This window comes from Pseudomonas sp. D1-36 (genome assembly GCF_051132205.1).
Classification (GTDB): Bacteria; Pseudomonadota; Gammaproteobacteria; order Pseudomonadales; family Pseudomonadaceae; genus Aquipseudomonas.
In genome coordinates this window covers 269,262-288,031 of sequence record NZ_CP071674.1, presented here as the reverse complement: position 1 = coordinate 288,031, position 18,770 = coordinate 269,262, and the positions used below count along the sequence as shown (strand labels likewise).

Sequence of the window (18,770 nt, the reverse complement as noted above, 5' to 3'; positions counted from 1 at the left end):
ACGCCGACCATTCGGCGCCCATCCGAGAGAATCAAAATGAGCCGCCCGACCACTACCCCTTTAAGCATTGCCATCGGCGCGCAGATCAACGGGATCGACATCAGCCAACCGCTGAGTCCGCAAGACCGGGATTTCGTCGAGCAGGCATTGCTGGAACATCAGGTACTGTTTTTCCGCGACCAGCCGATCGAACCACCGCAACAGGCACGTTTCGCGGCGTATTTCGGTGACCTGCACATCCATCCGATCTACCCCAACATACCGGAGCAGCCTGAAGTGCTGGTGCTCGACACCGCCGTCACCGACGTTCGCGATAACGCGGTGTGGCACACCGACGTGACCTTCTTGCCGACACCCGCCCTGGGCGCGGTGCTCAGCGCCAAGCTGCTGCCGGCGTTTGGCGGCGACACGTTATGGGCCAGCGGCATTGCAGCCTACGAAGCGTTGTCGGCGCCGTTGAAAAGTTTGCTGGAAGGTCTGACAGCGACCCACGATTTCACCCGTTCATTTCCGCTGGAGCGCTTCGGCAACTCGCCTGAAGACCTGGTGCGCTGGGAGGAAGCACGGCGCAAGAACCCGCCGTTGTCCCATCCAGTAATACGTACTCATCCAGTGAGCGGCCGCCGCTCGCTGTTCGTCAACGAAGGCTTTACCACCCGAATCAACGAGCTATCGGAAACCGAAAGCGAGGCGATCCTGAAACTGCTGTTCGCCCACGCCACCCGACCGGAGTTCACCGTTCGTTGGCGCTGGCAGGTCAACGACGTGGCGTTCTGGGATAACCGCGTGACCCAGCATTTCGCCGTGGACGACTACCGTCCCGCCCGGCGCGTGATGCACCGGGCGACGGTGTTGGGGGATGTGCCGTTTTTCAGGTGAATGCCTTGCCCGAATGGTTTTCCGGGGTAACGCATATCCCCGTGGCGAGGGAGCTTGCTCCCGCTCGACTGCGCAGCAGTCGCAAAACCTGTCCCACTGCTTTTCCTGATACGCAGCGTTGAATGGGTTTGGGGCCGCTTCGCGGCCCAGCGGGAGCAAGCTCCCTCGCCACAGGGGTGTTCGGTGTTACTCCGCTGTCGAAGGCTTCTCCCACAGGTTAATCCCACCCTCCTGGGCAAACCGGTCGATCTCGGCCAGTTCTTCGGCGCTGAAGTTGAGGTTCTGCAACGCCCCGACGTTCTCGACGATCTGCTCCGGCCGGCTCGCGCCGATCAGGGCCGAGGTGACACGTGGATCGCGCAGCGTCCAGGCCAGGGCCATTTGAGCCAGGCTTTGGCCGCGACGCTGGGCGATTTCGTTGAGGGCGCGAACGTGGGCGATATTTTCATCCGACAGATGCGACGCTTGCAACGAGCCACCGCCCGGGCGATTCACCCGCGCATCGGCCGGAATGCCCTTGAGATACTTGTCGGTCAGCAGTCCCTGGGCCAGCGGCGTGAAAGCGATGACGCCAGTGCCGAGCTCCTCGGTAGCGTCCAGCAGGTCTTTTTCCACCCAGCGATTGAGCAGGTTGTAGGCCGGCTGGTGGATCAGCAGCGGGACTTTCCATTCCTTGAGCAGCGCGGCCATTTCCCGGGTCTTCACGCCCGAATACGAAGAGATGCCTATGTACAAAGCCTTGCCCTGTTGCACGGCCGTGGCGAGGGCGCTGGCTGTTTCCTCCAGTGGCGTGTCGGGATCGAAACGGTGGGAGTAGAAAATGTCCACGTAATCCACGCCCAAGCGTTGCAGGCTCTGGTCGAGGCTGGCGAGCACGTATTTGCGCGAACCGCCGCCCTGTCCATAAGGGCCGGGCCACATGTCCCAGCCGGCCTTGCTGGAGATGATCAGTTCATCGCGGTACTGCTTGAAATCTTCACGCAACAGCCGACCGAAATTGATTTCGGCGCTGCCATAGGGCGGGCCGTAGTTGTTGGCGAGGTCGAAATGGTTGATGCCCAGGTCGAATGCCGTGCGCAGCAAGGCTCGCTGAGTATCGATCGGCGTACTGTCGCCGAAGTTGTGCCACAAGCCGAGTGACAGGGCCGGAAGCACCAGCCCGCTGCGCCCGACGCGGCGATAGGGAATGGACTCGTAGCGGTTTTGCGCAGCGGTGTAGGTCATCGAAAAGGCTCTCTGTGCGAACGGCGAGTGGCAGAAGCTAACATTTCACAGACGCATCGGTCAGGCCGAAAGTTCGCATGGCAGGTGTGGAGCGAGCTTGCTCCGAGCGGCGATCCGACGATAGCGGTGGATCTGCCAACAAATCATCGACAGGTATGGCCTCATCGCGAGCAAGCTCGCGCCCACAGGGCTCGATAGCCTAGCCTTAACGCGCCTGCGCAAACACCTGGGCCACCCAATCCACGAACACTCGCACCCGTGACGACATGTGTCGGTTGTGCGGATAGAGCACCGACACTGGCATGGAAGGTGGTGGAGTCGCGGCGAGGACTTCCTGGATCAGACCCTGCCGGATCGGCTCCTCCATCCGGTAATGCGGGCATTGGATCAGGCCCATCCCGGCGATGGCCGACGCGGCGTAGATTTCCGCGCCGGACACTGACAACGTGCCCCCGATCGGCACTTCCTTGAGTTCGCCCTCGACCATGAACTCGAACGGATACAGCTTGCCGGTACTGCGCGAGACGTAATTCACCGCTTTGTGATGTTTCAGATCCGCGAGGCTTTTCGGCTCACCGTGCCGGCGAAGGTAAGCAGGACTGGCGCAAGTGATCTGCCGAAGATTGGCGACGCGCCGGCCAATCAATGACGAATCCGCCAACGTGCCGGAACGCACGACGCAATCAACGCCTTCGGCAATCAGGTCGACGAAACGATCCGCCTCGCTGATGAACAATTCTATTTCGGGGTAGCGAGCCATGAATTGCGGCAGCGCCGGGATCACGAAATATCGCGCCTGGGTTCCGTGCAGGTCCACCCTCAGCTTGCCTTTGGGCGCCACGCCGCGAAACGCCAGTTCGGCTTCCTCCAGCTCGGCCAGCAACTGCACGCATCGCGGGTAATAGGCTTCGCCATCAAGGGTCGGGCGTACCTTGCGGGTGCTGCGCTCCAGCAAACGCACCCCCAACCAGGCCTCGAACTGATTGAGCGTGTGGGTCAGCGTCGCCCGGGGCATGCTCAAATCTTCAGCGGCCAGGGTGAAACTGCTGCGCTCGTAGATGCGGACAAATACCCGCATGGCCTTGACCTGATCCATCGGAATCCTGCGCCCTGATTGTTGAGAGATATTGAACAGTCAAGGCAACTTTCTTGCATTTATCGCCAAGAGTAAACATGTGAATCTGGCTTCAACCTACCACGACATCTCAGGGGATTCTTGCCATGACTGTTCCAAACTTCAAAGTTGCCATTGTCACCGGCGCCTCGCGCGGCATCGGTGCAGAGATTGCCAAGCAACTGGCCACTGACGGTTTCGCCGTCGCCGTCAACTTCGCCAGCAGTGCCACCGAAGCCTCCAGGCTGGTCGTGCAGTTGCGCCAGGCCGGTCACCAGGCCATAGCGGTGAAGGCCGACGTGTCGGTTGCCGCCGATGTCAGCCGGATGTTCGATGAAGTCGAAGCACAGCTGGGCAAGGTCGATGTGTTGATCAACAACGCAGGCATCCTCCAGGTCATGCCCTTGGCACAGCACAGCGATGAGCTGTTCGACCGCACGTTTGCAATCAATACCCGGGGCACGTTCAACACCTTGCGCGAAGCCGCGACCCGGCTGAACGACGGCGGCCGAATCGTGAATTTTTCCAGCAGCACCGTGGGCCTGAACCTGCCTGGCTATTCGGTGTACATAGCCAGCAAGGCCGCGGTGGAGTCGCTGACCCAGGTGTTTGCCAAGGAACTGCGCGGCCGCCAGATCACGGTCAATGCCGTGGCCCCGGGGCCGGTCGCCACCGAGCTGTTCATGCACGGAAAAAGCGAAGAGCAGGTGCAGCACTACGCGAAGATGCCGCCCTTGGAGCGCCTCGGCCAGCCGGAAGACATTGCCAGCATCGTGTCTTTCCTGGCCAGCCCGGCTGCCGGCTGGGTGAACGGGCAGATCCTGCGGGCCAATGGTGGGCTGGTCTGAGGCTGCGATCTGAACCCCAAGTCAAACCGCTTTCGTCGGATCGCCGCCCGGAGCAACCTCGCTCCCACAAGGGAATCCTTGACCTGTGGGAGCGAGCCTGCTCGCGTTGGGGCCGGTGGTGCCAGACCCTAAGCTCGTTGACGCCGTCCTTGGGCTTAGCTCAGCGCACCAGATGCAAGAACTGCATATGGCGTTCGTACTGATCGAGGATGTCGTTGATGACCTGCTCCTTGGAGTAGCCCACCAGGTCGTAATCCTGGCTGCCTTCGCTCAGGTGCACCTCGGCTCGGTAGTAACGCCGGTTGTTGATCTGCTTGGAGCCCATGCCGCCCCGGGCGAAGGACGGCGTGAAGTAGCCGCGCATCTGCACCTGGTAGATGAACGGATGCTGCTCGCCGTGGCCGATCTCTAGGCTGACGCTGTCGTTGGCCGGGTCTGGCTGGGTCATCACCGCCAGGCCTTTTTCAGCGAACACCGCTTTCACTTCTTCAATGGCAGGGCGCACCGTGGTGTCCAGGAAACGGTACACCTCGTCCCGGGAAGGGAAATGCACCGCCTGGCTCAGACGCTGGCGCCAGCCGCCCGTGCCCCGGCGAGACCCCGCCACCGGCGCGAGGGAATGCAATTGCGCAATCTGCTTCTGGGATTCGAGATAGAACGCCTTGTGCAGCCCCCACATCATCAGCAAAAGAATCATGGAGAACGGCAACGACGTCAGCACCACCGCTGACTTGAGCGCATCGATACTCCCGGAAAACAGCAAGGCACTGGTCACCAGGGCGGTCATCGCCCCCCAGAACACACGCAGCCATTTCGGCCCGTCTTCATCGGGGCTGCCACCCTTGGCAGACAATGTCGAAAGCACCACGGTGCCTGAATCGGCGGACGTGACAAAAAACACGAAGCTGATAAACACCGTGACCGCGATCACCGTCTTGCTCCACGGATAGGTTTCCAGCAGCAGGTAAAGGCTCATCGACGGGTTTTCCAGGGCGGACATGCCCAAGGCACTCATGCCATGGTTCAGTACCTGGTCGAGGGCACTGTTGCCGAAGATCGACATCCACGCCAGGGTGAAACCCAGTGGAATCAAAAGCACGCCAAACACGAATTCGCGGATCGTACGGCCACGGGAAATCCGTGCGATAAACAGCCCCACGAACGGCGACCAGGCGATCCACCACGCCCAGTAGAAAACGGTCCAGCCGCCCAGCCAGTCACTGGGCTTGTTGTAGGCGTACAGGTCGAAACTTTTCATCGGCAGCGCGCCGAGGTAGTCCCCCAGGTTCTGGATCAGCGTGTTGAGCAGGTGCTGTGTCGGGCCGGCGAACAGCACAAACAACAACAGTGCGCAGGCCAGCAGCATGTTGATGTCGGACATGACCCGCACGCCTTTGTCGACACCCGCCACGGCGACGATGATTGCCGCCCCCATCATCAGTACGATCAGGCCAACCTGGATCCACTGCGTGTGAGCGATGCCGAACAGGTAATCCAGCCCGGAATTGAGGTGCAGCACTCCAAACCCCATGTCCGCGCCCAGGCCGAACACGGTCGCAATGATGCCGAAGCCGTCCACTGCATAACCGATCGGGCCATTGATGCGCTTGCCGATCAGCGGGTACAACGCCGACCGCAAGGCCAACGGCAAATTGTGCCGGTAGGCGAAGTACGCCAGGGCCATGCCGACGAATGCAAAGACGCCCCAGCCGTGCAAGCCCCAGTGCAGGAATAGGATCTGCATGGCCTGGCGCGCCGCATCGGCGGTGCCGGCCTCCCCTTGGGGGGGCTGGACCAGATGGGTCAGCGGCTCCGAAACGCAAAAGAAGAACAACGTGATGCTGATCCCGGCGGCGAACAACATGCCGGCCCAGGACAGGTAACTGAACTCGGGTTCGTCGTGGTCGGCTCCGAGCTTGATCTTGCCGTAGCCGGACAATGCAGTGACTACCACGAAAATCAGATACAGGGTCATCGCCAGCAAGTAATACCAACCGACCGTGTTGGCCGCCCAGTTCTGGGCCGCCAGAAGCCACGCGCCGGCCTGCTTGGGCAGCGTGATGACAACCAGGCCGAACAGCAGGATGAAGGTCGCCGAGAAATAAAACACTGGCGGATTCATGCGGACCAGGCCGCTGGGTGGGAGGGACGAAGTGCTCATCGACAGAGCACCTCGCGAAGCGAAGCAGCGATGTGTACAAACGGACTCGGCAAAGGCAAGCCTCCTGTTGTGAGCGGGCAGCAAACCAATGGTTTAACTTGAATGAACGTTCAAGTTAAACATGAATAGGGAACTAGAGACTAATCGCCGGGCTAAATGGCACGTTTCATACACTAGCCTATGGCTGGGTATGACGTTGCCTGGCGCGCATTCGTTCAGTGTTGCCTCGAACCCTGTGGAAGCTTACAAACCCTTCTTCATCTCCATTCACGCCGGGTCGAAGATTGCTGGTTGCCGCCCGAATATCCACATGCCTATAGTCCAACATCGCCTACAACCAGTACGGACTCATGATCAAAGAACAGCTGTCCCGCTTTCATCGTCTCGACCTGCTCGGTCATCCGACACCGCTGGAAAAACTTGAACGCCTCTCCCAATGGCTCGGCCGCGAGGTCTACATCAAGCGCGACGACCTGACGCCCTTGGCACTGGGCGGCAACAAGCTGCGCAAACTTGAATACCTGGGCGCCGACGCGTTGGCCCAAGGTGCCGATACCCTCATCACCGCGGGCGCGATCCAGTCCAACCATGTCCGCCAGACGGCTGCCTTGGCCGCCAGGCTGGGCCTGGGTTGCGTGGCGCTGCTGGAAAACCCCATCGGCACCGACGACAGCAATTACCTGGGTAACGGCAATCGACTGCTGCTTGACCTGTTCGACGCGAAAGTCGAATTGGTGGATAACCTGGATAACGCCGACGATCAATTGCAGGCCCTCGCTGGCCGCCTGCGCAGCAACGGGAAAAAACCCTACCTGGTGCCGATCGGTGGTTCGAACGCCCTCGGCGCACTGGGATATGTCCGTGCTGGGCTGGAGCTGGCCGAACAGATCAAGGACACCGGTATCGATTTCGCCGCCGTCGTGCTGGCCTCGGGCAGTGCCGGAACCCACAGCGGCCTGGCGCTGGCCTTGAGCGAAAGCCTGCCCGCGCTTCCGGTCATTGGCGTGACGGTTTCCCGTAGCGAAGAAGATCAATTCCCCAAGGTCCAGGGCCTGGCCGAACGCACGGCGCAGCTGTTGGATGTCGCCGTCCCGCAAGCCTTCAAAGTGAACCTGTGGGATGAATACTTTGCTCCCCGCTACGGCGAACCCAGCGCCGGCACGCTGGCGGCGGTCAAGCTACTGGCGAGCCAGGAAGGGCTTTTGCTCGACCCGGTCTACACCGGCAAGGCCATGGCGGGCCTGCTCGACGGCATTGGTCGCGACCGCTTCGACGAGGGCCCGATCATCTTCCTTCACACCGGTGGTGCGCCGGCATTGTTTGCCTACAACGCGGCGTTTTGAGGTCCAGAGAACAATCCATGTGGTTATATAGGGAGGATTTAATATTATTTTCCAACCTATAAAAGCCACCCTATAGTCTCGCCGCAGGCGCATTTGCCGCGAGACGTCTTGGCTGCTTTAAGGCAGGATGTGGCAATCTTTTCGGAGCGCGGCGACGCCTTTCCATCCAAACGATGTCTTCTAAGAAAACACAGGGGCTTGTCATGAATTTTTCCGCATTACGTCGCAACCTGCTGGTGGGTTCGCTGGGCCTGGTACTGGGCGCCGGCCTGCTGGGGCAAGCGGTTGCCGGTGAGCAACTGCAAAACATCAAGGACGCTGGTGAAATCAAGATCGGCCTGGAAGGCACGTACCCACCGTTCAGCTTCGTTGACGCCGACGGCAAGCTGAACGGTTTCGAAGTGGAATTTTCCGAAGCCCTGGCCAAGGAGCTGGGTGTGAAGGTCAAGCTGCAGACCACCCCATGGGCAGGCATCCTCGCGGCACTGGAATCCAAGCGCCTGGACGCTGTGGTCAATCAGGTGACCATTTCTGAAGAACGCAAGAAGAAATACGACTTCTCGGAGCCGTACACTGTTTCCGGCATTCAAGCGCTGGTCCTGACCAAGAAAGCTGGCGAGCTGAACATCAAGGAAGCCGCTGACCTGGGCGGTAAAAAAGTCGGCGTTGGCTTGGGCACCAACTACGAACAGTGGGTCAAGGCCAACGTGCCTACCGCCGATGTACGCACTTACGAAGATGACCCGAGCAAGTTCCAGGACCTGCGCGTTGGCCGCATCGACGCCATCCTGATCGACCGCCTCGCCGCGCTGGAATACGCCAAGAAAGCCAAGGACACGACCGCCGCCGGCAAAGCCTTCTCTCGCCAGGAGGCCGGTATCGCCCTGCGCAAAGGCGAGCCTGAGTTGTTGGCCGCCGTGAACAAAGCCATAGAAAAACTGCGCGCCGACGGCACGCTGAAAAAACTGTCGGAAAAATATTTCAACGCTGACGTCACCCAATAATGGAAGCAGCTCTTCAACTCGCGTTGGACTCCGCGCCCTTCCTGCTCAAGGGCGCGTATTACACCGTCATCCTCAGCCTGGGCGGGATGTTCTTCGGCTTGTTGCTGGGGTTCGGCCTGGCGCTGATGCGCCTGTCTCGTCTCACAGCGGTCAACTGGACAGCCCGCGCCTACGTGTCGTTCTTTCGCGGCACGCCGTTGCTCGTGCAGTTATTCCTGATCTACTACGGGTTGCCGCAGCTGGGGGTCGAGCTGGACCCGCTTCCAGCGGCGCTGATCGGTTTCTCGCTGAACATGGCGGCCTATGCCTGTGAGATCCTGCGGGCCGCCATCAGCTCCATCGAGCGGGGCCAGTGGGAAGCGGCGGCGAGCATCGGGATGACCCGTGCCCAGACTCTGCGTCGGGCCATTTTGCCGCAAGCCGCGCGTACGGCCCTGCCACCGCTGGGCAACAGCTTCATCTCCCTGGTCAAGGACACCGCGCTGGCGGCGACTATCCAGGTGCCGGAGCTGTTCCGTCAGGCGCAATTGATCACCGCCCGTACCTTCGAAATCTTCACCATGTATCTTGCCGCCGCGCTGATCTACTGGGTTCTCGCCACCGTGCTTTCGCACTTGCAGAACGTATTGGAAGCTCGGGTCAATCGGCACGACCAGGAGTCCTGACCCATGATTGTCGTGGAAAAACTGACAAAGCAGTTCAAGGGCCAGGTGGTGCTCAACGGCATCGACTTGAAGATCGAAGAAGGCGAAGTGGTTGCGATCATCGGCCCCAGCGGTTCGGGCAAGACGACCTTCCTGCGCTGCCTGAATTTCCTCGAAGAGCCCAGCAGCGGTCGGATCAAGGTCGGCGACATCGAGATCGATGGCAGTCGCCCTTTGAACCAGCAGCAGGGCCTGGTGCGTCGTTTGCGCCAGCAGGTCGGTTTCGTGTTCCAGAACTTCAATCTGTTCCCCCACCGCACCGCGCTGGAGAACGTCACCGAAGGCCCGATCGTGGTGAAAAAGACGCCCCGTGCCGACGCCGAAGCGCTGGGTCGCAAACTGTTGGCAAAAGTCGGCTTGGCCGGCAAGGAAAACGCCTATCCAAGGCGCCTGTCCGGTGGCCAGCAACAGCGCGTGGCAATCGCCCGGGCGCTGGCGATGGAACCGGCGGTGATCCTCTTCGACGAGCCCACCTCGGCCCTCGACCCGGAACTGGTGGGTGAAGTATTGGCAACCATTCGTGGCTTGGCCGAAGAAAAACGCACCATGGTCATCGTGACCCACGAGATGGGCTTCGCCCGGGATGTGGCAAACCGCGTGGTGTTCTTCGACAAAGGCGTGATCGTTGAACAAGGCGAAGCCAAGGCATTGTTTGAAGCACCGAAAGAAGAGCGTACCCGACAGTTCCTCAGCAAGTTCCTCTCAGCCGGACACGGCACGCACTAAAGCAGCACAAGGTCGTTACCTCCAAGGATGGAAGTAAGACAACTTGCAACATCCCTCATCCAAAGCAAAACGTGAACTTCCCGCCTTTACTTATCCAGCCAAGTTAGAAAGTTATTCAGTCGCGCCTCGACTGAGATCAGCCTATCCGCACCCTGCAAAGCCTCGAACCCCAACGCCCGAGGAAAAGTACGACCAGAACAACGTATTCTTAACAGCAATGCGTAGGACATTTCTGAAGCCTGACATTATCAACTTTTGCGCAAGCGCTTCTATTGACACTGAAACTCTCCAACCTTTATCTAGACGCAAACAGGCGAAGCGCTTTACTTATCTTCAATAAAAATCAACGAGCATCCTAACACCAAGTAACGCGGCAATTATTCACGTCTTCGATATTTCCGGAACGTAGTGCGTTTAGACATCAAGGAGAACACCCATGACATGTACGTCGCATACCCCTGAGTTGCCCGCGCCCACCTTGGCCAGCAGCGGCATCAATATCACCAGCGCCGCGCATCTGGAGGTCGTTGTAGCGCCCTATCCCGGAATGGATCCGGGGGATCTGGTCGAATTATTCTGGGACAACTGCTACGTCGGCTCCCGCCTGCTTACAGAATCGGACCTGCGCGCAAGCATTTGCCTGCGGGTACCGGAGAGTTTCATCGTCAACGGGACCTCCCGCGTCCACTACCGCGTCATGCAAATCGGACGCGGGCCGGCGCTGTCCGCGGCGCGACAGGTTCAGGTCAAGCTGGACTGCCCCGGTGGCCAACCGTCGGCCTTGACCGGTGATGAAAACCAGAGCCTGGCGCCGGTGCGGATCCCGGAAACCATCCGCCGCCAAGGCGTGAACCCGAACCAGATCAGACGTGGCGTGCCGGTGACGATCGAGCCCTACCTGAACATGGCCGCCGACGATGCGATTACCGTGCGTTGGGGCGACGTGCGCATGGACCTGCCAAGGATCAAGCCTTGTGAAGTAGGCCAACCGGTCCACGTCTGGGTTCCGCCGGAAGTCATCATGGAAGCGGGCGAGGACCTGCGTCTGGAAGTGACCTATTGCATCATCGACCGGGTGGGCAACAATTCCCGCTGGGCTCCGCCGCGTACGTTGAAGATCGGTTGCGCCAACCCGTATCTGAAGAATCCGCCGACAGACCTGCTCGTGGCCGCTGAACCGCGACGCCGGGCGCCGTGACGTTTCTCTTCCGTGGTCGTATCTGGGCAGGCCACGGCGGTATCACATCCAGCCTATGGTTATTCCTAAAAGTTAGTTCAAAAATAATATTTACGCGTTTAGGGTATATAAACCGGACCACCGGACATTCTTGATTTTGGTCGCCGCTTCATCGCGGCGTTTTCTTGAGATGTGAGGTGGGTATGGTACGGAATACAATCACCCCAATGCAGGGCGCCAAGGCACTGCGTGCAGCCACGGAGTGGCTGTGATGTCCGATCTGGCCCAGCCGAAGGTCCAGAGCGACCTGGACATCGCCCCATCACTGCTGCCGGCGCAGGTGCTGCGCACCGATGCCGAAGCAATCAAAGCTGCCCATGAACTGGCGCAATTGGCGCGCCAGCAAGCTGCGCGTCGCGACCAGCAACGCAAGCTGCCCTGGTCGGAAATCGAGCAATTCACCCGCAGCGGGCTCGGCAGCATTGCCGTGCCCCGCGATTACGGTGGCCCGCAAGTCTCCTGCGTCACGATCGCCGAGGTGTTTGCAATCATTTGCGCTGCCGATCCGGCCCTTGGTCAGATTCCCCAAAACCAGTTCGGCGTGCTCCAGCTGATTCTTGCCACGGGCACCGAGCGGCAGAAGAGATTGCTTCTCCAAAGCGTGCTGGAAGGCTGGCGCATCGGCAATGCCGGACCGGAGCGCGGCACCCGCAACACCTTGGAACTCAAGGCACGGATCACGGCCGACGGTGACGGCTATGTCATCAACGGGCAGAAGTTCTATTCCACCGGTGCGCTGTTCGCCCATTGGGTCGCCGTCAAGGCCTTGAATGAGGAGGGTCGTCAGGTATTGGCGTTCGTGCGGCGCGGCACACCGGGCCTGCGGATCGTTGATGACTGGTCGGGCTTCGGCCAGCGCACCACGGCCAGTGGCACGGTGCTGCTGAACGATGTGCGGGTCGACGCCGAGCTGGTACTGGACAACTGGCGCATCAACGACACGCCCAACGTGCAAGGAGCATTTTCGCAACTGATCCAGGCCGCTATTGACCTGGGCATCGCCCGCGGCGCCATCGACGATGCCATCGACTTCGTGCGCAAACGCTCGCGCCCCTGGATCGACGCCAACGTCGAGCGGGCCAGTGACGATCTGTATGTCATCGCCGATGTCGGCAAGCTGAAGATCGAACTGCACGCCGCCGAGGCTTTGCTGCGCAAGGCCGGGCAGGTGCTTGACCAGGTCAATGCCGCGCCGATCACCGAACAGTCCGCCGCCCGCGCCTCGATAGCCGTCGCCGAAGCCAAGGTCCTGACCACCGAAATCGCCCTGCACGCCAGCGAGAAACTGTTCGAGCTGGCCGGCAGCCGCGCCACCCTCGCTGAATTCAACCTTGATCGCCACTGGCGCAACGCACGGGTCCACACCCTGCACGACCCCGTGCGCTGGAAATACCACGCGGTCGGCGATTACCGCCTGAACGGCACCTTGCCTGCCCGGCACTCCTGGATTTGACGACCCCGACTCTGGAGCAGCACATGACGTTTTCCCAACACGTCGCGGTGATCACCAGCGATGAACAAGCCTTGATTGTCGCCAGCGACCTGGCTGATGACTTCAAACGCGACAGTGCCCTGCGCGACCGCGAACGGCGTCTGCCTCTTGCGGAGCTGGAAGCGTTCACTCGCGCGGGCCTTTGGGGCATCAGCGTGCCCAAGGCCTACGGCGGTGCGGGCGTATCCAACGTCACGCTGGCCAAGGTCATCGCGCTGATCTCACAGGCCGATGGTTCGCTCGGCCAGATTCCGCAAAATCATTTCTATGCATTGGAAGTGCTGCGGGTTAACGGCAGCGAGGCCCAGAAGCAACGGCTGTACGCCGAGGTGCTGGCCGGCCAGCGGTTTGGCAACGCCCTGGCGGAGCTCGGGACGAGGACGGCCCATGACCGCATCACCCAACTGCGTCGCGACGGCGAGGCCTATCGCATCAATGGCCGCAAGTTCTACGCCACCGGGGCGATCTATGCCCAGCGCATCCCCACCTCCGTGGTGGATGAAAACGGCGTGCAACAGTTGGCGTTCGTCCCGCGCAGCAGCAAGGGCCTGACGGTGATCGACGACTGGAGCGGTTTCGGCCAGCGCACCACCGGCAGCGGCTCGGTGGTGTTCGAGGATGTCCTTGTCGATGCCGAAGACATCGTGCCCTTCCAGAGCGCCTTCGAACGCCCAACGCCGGTAGGCCCGTTGGCGCAGATCCTCCACGCCGCCATCGACGCCGGCATCGCCCGCGCCGCCTATGAAGACGCCCTGCATTTTGTCCGCAGCAAAACCCGTCCGTGGATCGACGCCACCAGCGACGTCGCCACCCAGGACCCGCATACTCTTAAAAGCTTCGGCCACCTGAGCATTCGCCTGCATGCCGCCGAAGCCTTGCTGGAACGCGCCGGTGAACTTCTTGACCGCGCCCAGGCCGACACGAACGCAGAAACGGTGGCGGCGGCCTCGATCGCCGTGGCCGAAGCCCGGGCCCTCAGCACTGAAATTTCCCTCGCCGCCGGCAGCACGCTGTTCGAACTGGCCGGCAGCCAGGCGACCCTGGCCGAACATGGCCTCGACCGCCACTGGCGCAACGCCCGAGTGCACACCCTGCACGACCCGGTGCGCTGGAAGTATCACGCGGTCGGCAACTTCTACCTCAACGATGAAAAACCGCCGCTGCGGGGGACAATCTGATGGCGGCCGGCAAGAAAAAAATCCTCCTCAACGCGTTCAACATGAACTGCATCGGGCACATCAACCACGGTCTGTGGACCCATCCAGAGGACACCTCTACCCAGTTCAACACCATTGAATACTGGACCGGGCTGGCCCAGTTGCTGGAGCGAGGTTTGTTCGACGGGTTGTTCATTGCCGATATCGTCGGGGTCTATGACGTTTACCAGCAGTCCGTGGACGTCACGCTGAAAGAATCGATTCAACTGCCGGTCAACGACCCGTTGCTGCTGGTATCGGCAATGGCCGCAGTGACGAAAAACCTCGGCTTTGGCCTCACCGCCAACTTGACCTACGAACCGCCGTACCTGTTCGCCCGGCGCATGAGCACGCTGGACCACCTGAGCCGCGGACGGGTTGGCTGGAACATCGTCACCGGCTACCTGGACAGCGCCGCCAAGGCCATGGGCCTTACCGCGCAGGTCGAGCACGACCGGCGCTACGACCAGGCCGACGAGTACCTGCAAGTGCTCTACAAGCTATGGGAAGGCAGTTGGGAAGACGACGCGGTCATCAACGATCGCGAGCAGCGGATTTATGCCCGGCCAGAGAAGGTGCACAAGGTCCAGCATCAGGGGGAGTTCTATCAGATCGAGGGTTATCACCTCTGCGAGCCCTCGCCACAGCGCACGCCGGTACTGTTCCAGGCGGGCAGCTCCGAGCGGGGCCTGCTGTTCGCTGGGCGCCATGCGGAGTGCGTGTTCATCAGTGGCCAGAACAAACCGGCGACCAAGGTCCAGGTGGACAAGGTCCGCGCCAGCGCCCTCGCGGCTGGGCGCCATGCCGAAGACATCAAAGTGTTCATGGGCCTGAACGTGATCGTCGGCGAAACCGAAGCGGCGGCCTGGACCAAGCATGCCGAGTACCTGGGCTACGCCAGCGCCGAGGCCGGAGTGGCGCATTTCTCCGCCTCGACGGGCATTGATTTTGCCGAGTACGAACTGGACGAACCGATCCAGTACGTGAAGAGCAACGCCATCCAGTCCGCCACCAAGACCCTGCAAAACAACGACTGGACCCGACGCAGATTGCTGGAGCAACACGCCTTGGGCGGTCGCTACATCACGGTGGTCGGCTCGCCCGAACAGGTCGCCGATGAGCTGGAATCCTGGATCGCCGAAACCGGCCTCGACGGCTTCAACCTGACCCGCATCGTCACGCCGCAAAGTTACCTGGACTTCATCGACCTGGTGATTCCCGAGCTGCAGCGACGCGGGTCGTACAAGACCGAATACGACGATGGCACGTTGCGGGAAAAGCTGTTTCACGGGGGGGCTCATTTGCCCGAACAACATACCGGCTCAACCTACCGGCACTGATCCTGTGGCGAGGGGGCTTGCTCCCGCTGATGGGCGAAGCCCGCCCAAAGAGTTTGTGGCTACTTCGTAGCCCAGCGGGAGCAAGCTCCCTCGCCACAAAGGCGCATCACTCAATTAATCGATGACTGGAATATCCGACATGACCAAGCACTTCCTCACTCTGCCAGTCAGAACCCTGGCCCTGGCTCTCGGCCTGTTCAGCTCGGCATTGTTCGCCGCCGACGCCCCGTTGAAAATCGGCACCACCGCTGCGTTCGCCATTCCCTTGGAGGCCGCCGTCGAAGAGGCCGGCAAACAAGGCCTGAAAGTCGAACTGGTGGAATTCAGCGACTGGATTGCGCCTAACGTCAGCCTCGCTTCGGGCGACATCGACGTGAATTATTTCCAGCACATACCGTTCCTGGAGAACGCCAAGGCCGCCGCCGGTTTCGACCTGGTGCCGTTCGCACCGGGAATCATCAACAACGTAGGCCTCTATTCGAAGAAATACAAAAGCTTCGACGAGCTGCCCGAAGGCGCCAGCGTCGCCATTGCCAACGATCCGATCAACAGCGGACGCGGTTTGCAATTGCTGGCCAAGGCCGGACTGATCCAGCTCAAGCCGGGCGTCGGCTACAAGGCCACCGAAGAGGACATCATCGCCAACCCAAAGAAGCTCAAGATACTGCAAGTCGAAGCCGTGCAGTTGGTGCGTGCCTATGAAGACGCGGATCTGGTACAAGGTTATCCAGCCTACATTCGCCTCGCGAACACCTTCGACGCGACGTCTGCCTTGCTCTTCGACGGCCTCGACCACAAGGAATATGTCATCCAGTTCGTGATCCAGCCCAAGAGCGAGAACGATCCAAGGCTGATCAAGTTCGTCGACATTTACCAACACTCACCTGCCGTGCGCGCGGCCCTGGACAAGGCCCATGGCAAGCTCTACCAAGCCGGCTGGGAAGGCTGATCATGAGTGCCGTCAACGCTCGACTCCGTCATGAAGCCCCAGCGCCCCACGTCGCCGACCAGACCGAGCTGCATCCAGAACTGAACCGTGCCCATGTGCGCTTCATCGGCCTCGGCAAAACCTACCCTGGCACCCAGGGCCCGGTGCCCGCGCTGCAAGGCATCGACCTGGCGATCCAGCGCGGCGAGGTCTTTGGCATCATCGGCCGCAGTGGCGCGGGCAAGTCCTCGCTGATCCGCACCATCAACCGCCTCGAACAACCCACCAGCGGACGGGTGCTGATCGATCAGGTGGACATCGGCGAGTTCGATGAAGATCGTCTCGTGGAGCTGCGCCGGCGCATCGGCATGATCTTCCAGCACTTCAACCTGATGTCGGCCAAGACGGTGTGGCAGAACGTCGAGCTGCCGCTCAAGGTTGCCGGCGTGCCCAAGGAACAACGTCTGCACAAGGTTCGCGAATTGTTGGAACTGGTCGGCCTGCAAGGTAAGCACGGCGCCTATCCGGCGCAGCTCTCGGGCGGTCAGAAGCAGCGTGTCGGGATTGCCCGGGCGCTGGTCCATGACCCGCAGATCCTGTTGTGCGACGAGGCCACCTCGGCGCTCGATCCGGAAACGACTCAATCGATCCTCGGTTTGCTGCGTGAGATCAACCAGCGGCTGGGCCTGACCATCGTGCTGATTACCCATGAAATGGCGGTCATCCGCGAAGTCTGCGACCGGGTGGTGGTGCTCGAACAAGGACGGATCGTCGAACAAGGGCCGGTCTGGGAAGTCTTCGGCAACCCGCAGCATGCCGTCAGCCGCACGCTCCTGGCGCCGTTGCAGCACGCACTGCCCGAGGAACTGCAAAGCCGCTTGCAACCCCACCCGACCTCCGCGGACGCAGCCACTGTACTGCGCCTGCAATTCACGGGGCACAGCGGCGACGAACCAGACCTCGCGGCCCTGTTCAGTGCCCTGGGTGGACGGGTACGGCTGCTGCACGGCGGCCTGGAAAGAATTCAAGGCCACGGGCTGGGGCAGTTGCTGCTGGCGGTGAGCGGGTCGTCATGGGGCGCTGATGAACTGCGTCAACGTGCGGGCAACTGGGCACAACGGGTGGAGGTGTTGGGTTATGTGGTTTGACCGATTGCTGCAGGGCTTCATCGACACGTTCCTCATGGTTGGCGTGTCGTCGCTGATCGCGTTGCTGGCGGGCATTCCGCTGGCGGTGATACTGGTCACAAGCGGCAAGGGCGGCATCTATGAGGCGCCCGCCTTGAACAAGGCCCTGGGCGGGTTTGTGAATTTGTTCCGCTCGATCCCCTTCCTGATTCTCATGGTGGCGCTGATTCCGTTCACCCGATTGATTGTCGGCACCACCTATGGCGTATGGGCCGCGGTGGTGCCGCTGACGATTGCCGCCACGCCGTTTTTTGCGCGTATCGCCGAAGTCAGCTTGCGGGAAGTTGACCATGGCCTGATCGAAGCGGCCCAGGCCATGGGTTGCCGGCGCTGGCACATCGTCTGGCATGTGCTGCTACCCGAAGCGCTGCCCGGCATCGTCGGCGGCTTTACCATCACGCTGGTGACCATGATCAACTCATCGGCCATGGCCGGGGCGATCGGTGCCGGAGGCCTGGGCGACATTGCCTACCGCTACGGTTACCAGCGTTTCGACAGCCAGATCATGCTCACGGTGATCGTGTTGCTGGTGGCATTGGTGGCGATGATTCAATTGGGCGGGGATCGGTTGGCGCGGGGGCTGAACAAGCGCTGAGAGGCGAAACATTGTGGGAGCGAGCTTGCGGTATAGTCGTCAAACACTCCCCATCCAAAGCCAGCGACCATGAAACACACCGCCGACGATCTGCAGTCCATCACCGCCACGACCCTTGGCCATTACAACGCCGTGGCGGAGAGTTTTCGCGAAGGCACCCGCGATCATGACGTCAGCCAGAACATCGACGCCCTGCTGCGACACATCCAAGGCCAGGCGCCGTTCCATATCCTCGATTTCGGCTGCGGCCCTGGGCGTGATCTTCGCACCTTCACGGCCATGGGCCATGTCGCGGTGGGCCTCGACGGTTCGAGCGAATTCGCGCGCATGGCCCGCCAGGACAGCGGATGCGAGGTGTGGCAACAGGATTTCCTGCAACTCGATCTGCCGGCGGAGCGTTTCGACGGGATCTTCGCCAACGCCGTCCTGTTCCACATCCCTGTGCAGGAGCTGCCGCGCGTGCTCAAGCAATTACACGCCACGCTCAAGCCCGGCGGCGTGCTGTTCAGCTCAAACCCCCGGGGCGAAAACCAGGAAGGCTGGAACGGCCAACGCTTTGGCGCGTATCACGACCTCGCGGCCTGGCGCGTGTCGCTCACGCAGGCGGGTTTTGTGGAGCTGGAGCATTACTACCGGCCGGCGGGGCTGCCGCGAGAGCAGCAGCCTTGGTTGGCGAGCGTATGGCGCAAGATTTGAAAGCGGCTCTGTAACGAGGTTGTGCCTAGCTCTTGTGGCGAGGGAGCTTGCTCCCGCTGGGCCGCGAAGCGGCCCCAACCCGGTCAATCTGGTTTC

The 18,770-nt window shown here is 61.0% G+C and carries 17 protein-coding genes; 14 read left to right on the top strand and 3 right to left on the bottom strand.

The features are described 5' to 3' along the window. Positions 1 to 36: 36 nt before the first annotated feature. Positions 37 to 879 carry a taurine dioxygenase gene (tauD, locus tag J3P76_RS01280; protein ID WP_434701426.1) on the top strand — a complete coding sequence of 281 codons (843 nt, stop codon included), beginning with the start codon at positions 37 to 39 and terminating at the stop codon, positions 877 to 879. A gap of 186 nt (positions 880 to 1,065) precedes the next feature. Here the strand turns inward: tauD and mgrA are convergent, their stop codons facing one another. Both mgrA and J3P76_RS01270 read right to left on the bottom strand, forming a co-directional pair. Further along, a complete protein-coding gene (gene mgrA / locus J3P76_RS01275) occupies positions 1,066 to 2,103 on the bottom strand; it encodes an L-glyceraldehyde 3-phosphate reductase (RefSeq protein ID WP_434561220.1) in 1,038 nt (345 codons plus the stop codon). 205 nt (positions 2,104 to 2,308) lie between these two features. After that, on the bottom strand, positions 2,309 to 3,199 hold the full coding sequence (locus J3P76_RS01270; RefSeq protein ID WP_434608370.1) for a LysR family transcriptional regulator: 891 nt from the start codon (positions 3,197 to 3,199) through the stop codon (positions 2,309 to 2,311). 125 nt (positions 3,200 to 3,324) lie between these two features. Here J3P76_RS01270 and J3P76_RS01265 point away from each other — a divergent pair, with 125 nt between their 5' ends. After that, positions 3,325 to 4,065 carry an SDR family oxidoreductase gene (locus J3P76_RS01265; protein ID WP_434701425.1) on the top strand — a complete coding sequence of 247 codons (741 nt, stop codon included), beginning with the start codon at positions 3,325 to 3,327 and terminating at the stop codon, positions 4,063 to 4,065. A 160-nt stretch (positions 4,066 to 4,225) separates the two neighbouring features. Here J3P76_RS01265 and betT read toward each other — a convergent pair whose 3' ends face one another. Then, complete coding sequence (gene betT, locus J3P76_RS01260) at positions 4,226 to 6,187, bottom strand: choline transporter BetT (RefSeq protein ID WP_434611683.1); 1,962 nt, start codon at positions 6,185 to 6,187, stop codon at positions 4,226 to 4,228. 389 nt (positions 6,188 to 6,576) lie between these two features. On the opposite strand from betT, the gene J3P76_RS01255 reads away from it, so the two are divergent. The 12 genes from J3P76_RS01255 to J3P76_RS01200 all read left to right on the top strand — a co-directional run bounded on the left by J3P76_RS01255 (position 6,577) and on the right by J3P76_RS01200 (position 18,674). Further along, positions 6,577 to 7,569 carry a D-cysteine desulfhydrase gene (locus J3P76_RS01255; RefSeq protein ID WP_434608372.1) on the top strand — a complete coding sequence of 331 codons (993 nt, stop codon included), beginning with the start codon at positions 6,577 to 6,579 and terminating at the stop codon, positions 7,567 to 7,569. Positions 7,570 to 7,772: 203 nt separating this feature from the next. Beyond that, positions 7,773 to 8,573 carry a cystine ABC transporter substrate-binding protein gene (gene tcyJ / locus J3P76_RS01250; RefSeq protein WP_434701424.1) on the top strand — a complete coding sequence of 267 codons (801 nt, stop codon included), beginning with the start codon at positions 7,773 to 7,775 and terminating at the stop codon, positions 8,571 to 8,573. Next, positions 8,573 to 9,238: a cystine ABC transporter permease gene (gene tcyL / locus J3P76_RS01245; protein ID WP_434701423.1), complete on the top strand. Its 666-nt coding sequence runs from the start codon at positions 8,573 to 8,575 to the stop codon at positions 9,236 to 9,238. Before tcyJ ends, tcyL begins: the two co-directional genes overlap by 1 nt. A gap of 3 nt (positions 9,239 to 9,241) precedes the next feature. Next, positions 9,242 to 10,003 carry an L-cystine ABC transporter ATP-binding protein TcyN gene (gene tcyN, locus J3P76_RS01240; protein WP_420766446.1) on the top strand — a complete coding sequence of 254 codons (762 nt, stop codon included), beginning with the start codon at positions 9,242 to 9,244 and terminating at the stop codon, positions 10,001 to 10,003. Between the two features lie 436 nt (positions 10,004 to 10,439). Then, a complete protein-coding gene (locus J3P76_RS01235; RefSeq protein WP_434608377.1) occupies positions 10,440 to 11,201 on the top strand; it encodes a hypothetical protein in 762 nt (253 codons plus the stop codon). A gap of 250 nt (positions 11,202 to 11,451) precedes the next feature. Further along, positions 11,452 to 12,693: an SfnB family sulfur acquisition oxidoreductase gene (locus J3P76_RS01230; RefSeq protein ID WP_434675726.1), complete on the top strand. Its 1,242-nt coding sequence runs from the start codon at positions 11,452 to 11,454 to the stop codon at positions 12,691 to 12,693. A 23-nt stretch (positions 12,694 to 12,716) separates the two neighbouring features. Then, complete coding sequence (locus J3P76_RS01225) at positions 12,717 to 13,910, top strand: SfnB family sulfur acquisition oxidoreductase (protein WP_434608381.1); 1,194 nt, start codon at positions 12,717 to 12,719, stop codon at positions 13,908 to 13,910. Further along, the gene (locus J3P76_RS01220; protein ID WP_434628072.1) at positions 13,910 to 15,268 is read left to right on the top strand and encodes an LLM class flavin-dependent oxidoreductase; all 1,359 of its coding nucleotides are present in this window, start codon (positions 13,910 to 13,912) and stop codon (positions 15,266 to 15,268) included. Before J3P76_RS01225 ends, J3P76_RS01220 begins: the two co-directional genes overlap by 1 nt. Positions 15,269 to 15,407: 139 nt before the next feature. Continuing rightward, positions 15,408 to 16,217, top strand: a complete 810-nt coding sequence (locus J3P76_RS01215) for a MetQ/NlpA family ABC transporter substrate-binding protein (RefSeq protein ID WP_434701421.1) — start codon at positions 15,408 to 15,410, stop codon at positions 16,215 to 16,217. A gap of 2 nt (positions 16,218 to 16,219) precedes the next feature. Next, positions 16,220 to 17,344, top strand: a complete 1,125-nt coding sequence (locus J3P76_RS01210) for a methionine ABC transporter ATP-binding protein (protein WP_434628075.1) — start codon at positions 16,220 to 16,222, stop codon at positions 17,342 to 17,344. Continuing rightward, on the top strand, positions 17,334 to 17,978 hold the full coding sequence (locus tag J3P76_RS01205; RefSeq protein ID WP_434561238.1) for a methionine ABC transporter permease: 645 nt from the start codon (positions 17,334 to 17,336) through the stop codon (positions 17,976 to 17,978). Before J3P76_RS01210 ends, J3P76_RS01205 begins: the two co-directional genes overlap by 11 nt. A gap of 69 nt (positions 17,979 to 18,047) precedes the next feature. Beyond that, entirely contained in the window at positions 18,048 to 18,674 is a 627-nt protein-coding gene (locus J3P76_RS01200) for a class I SAM-dependent methyltransferase (RefSeq protein WP_434561240.1), read from the top strand. The last annotated feature ends 96 nt before the right edge of the window (positions 18,675 to 18,770 follow it).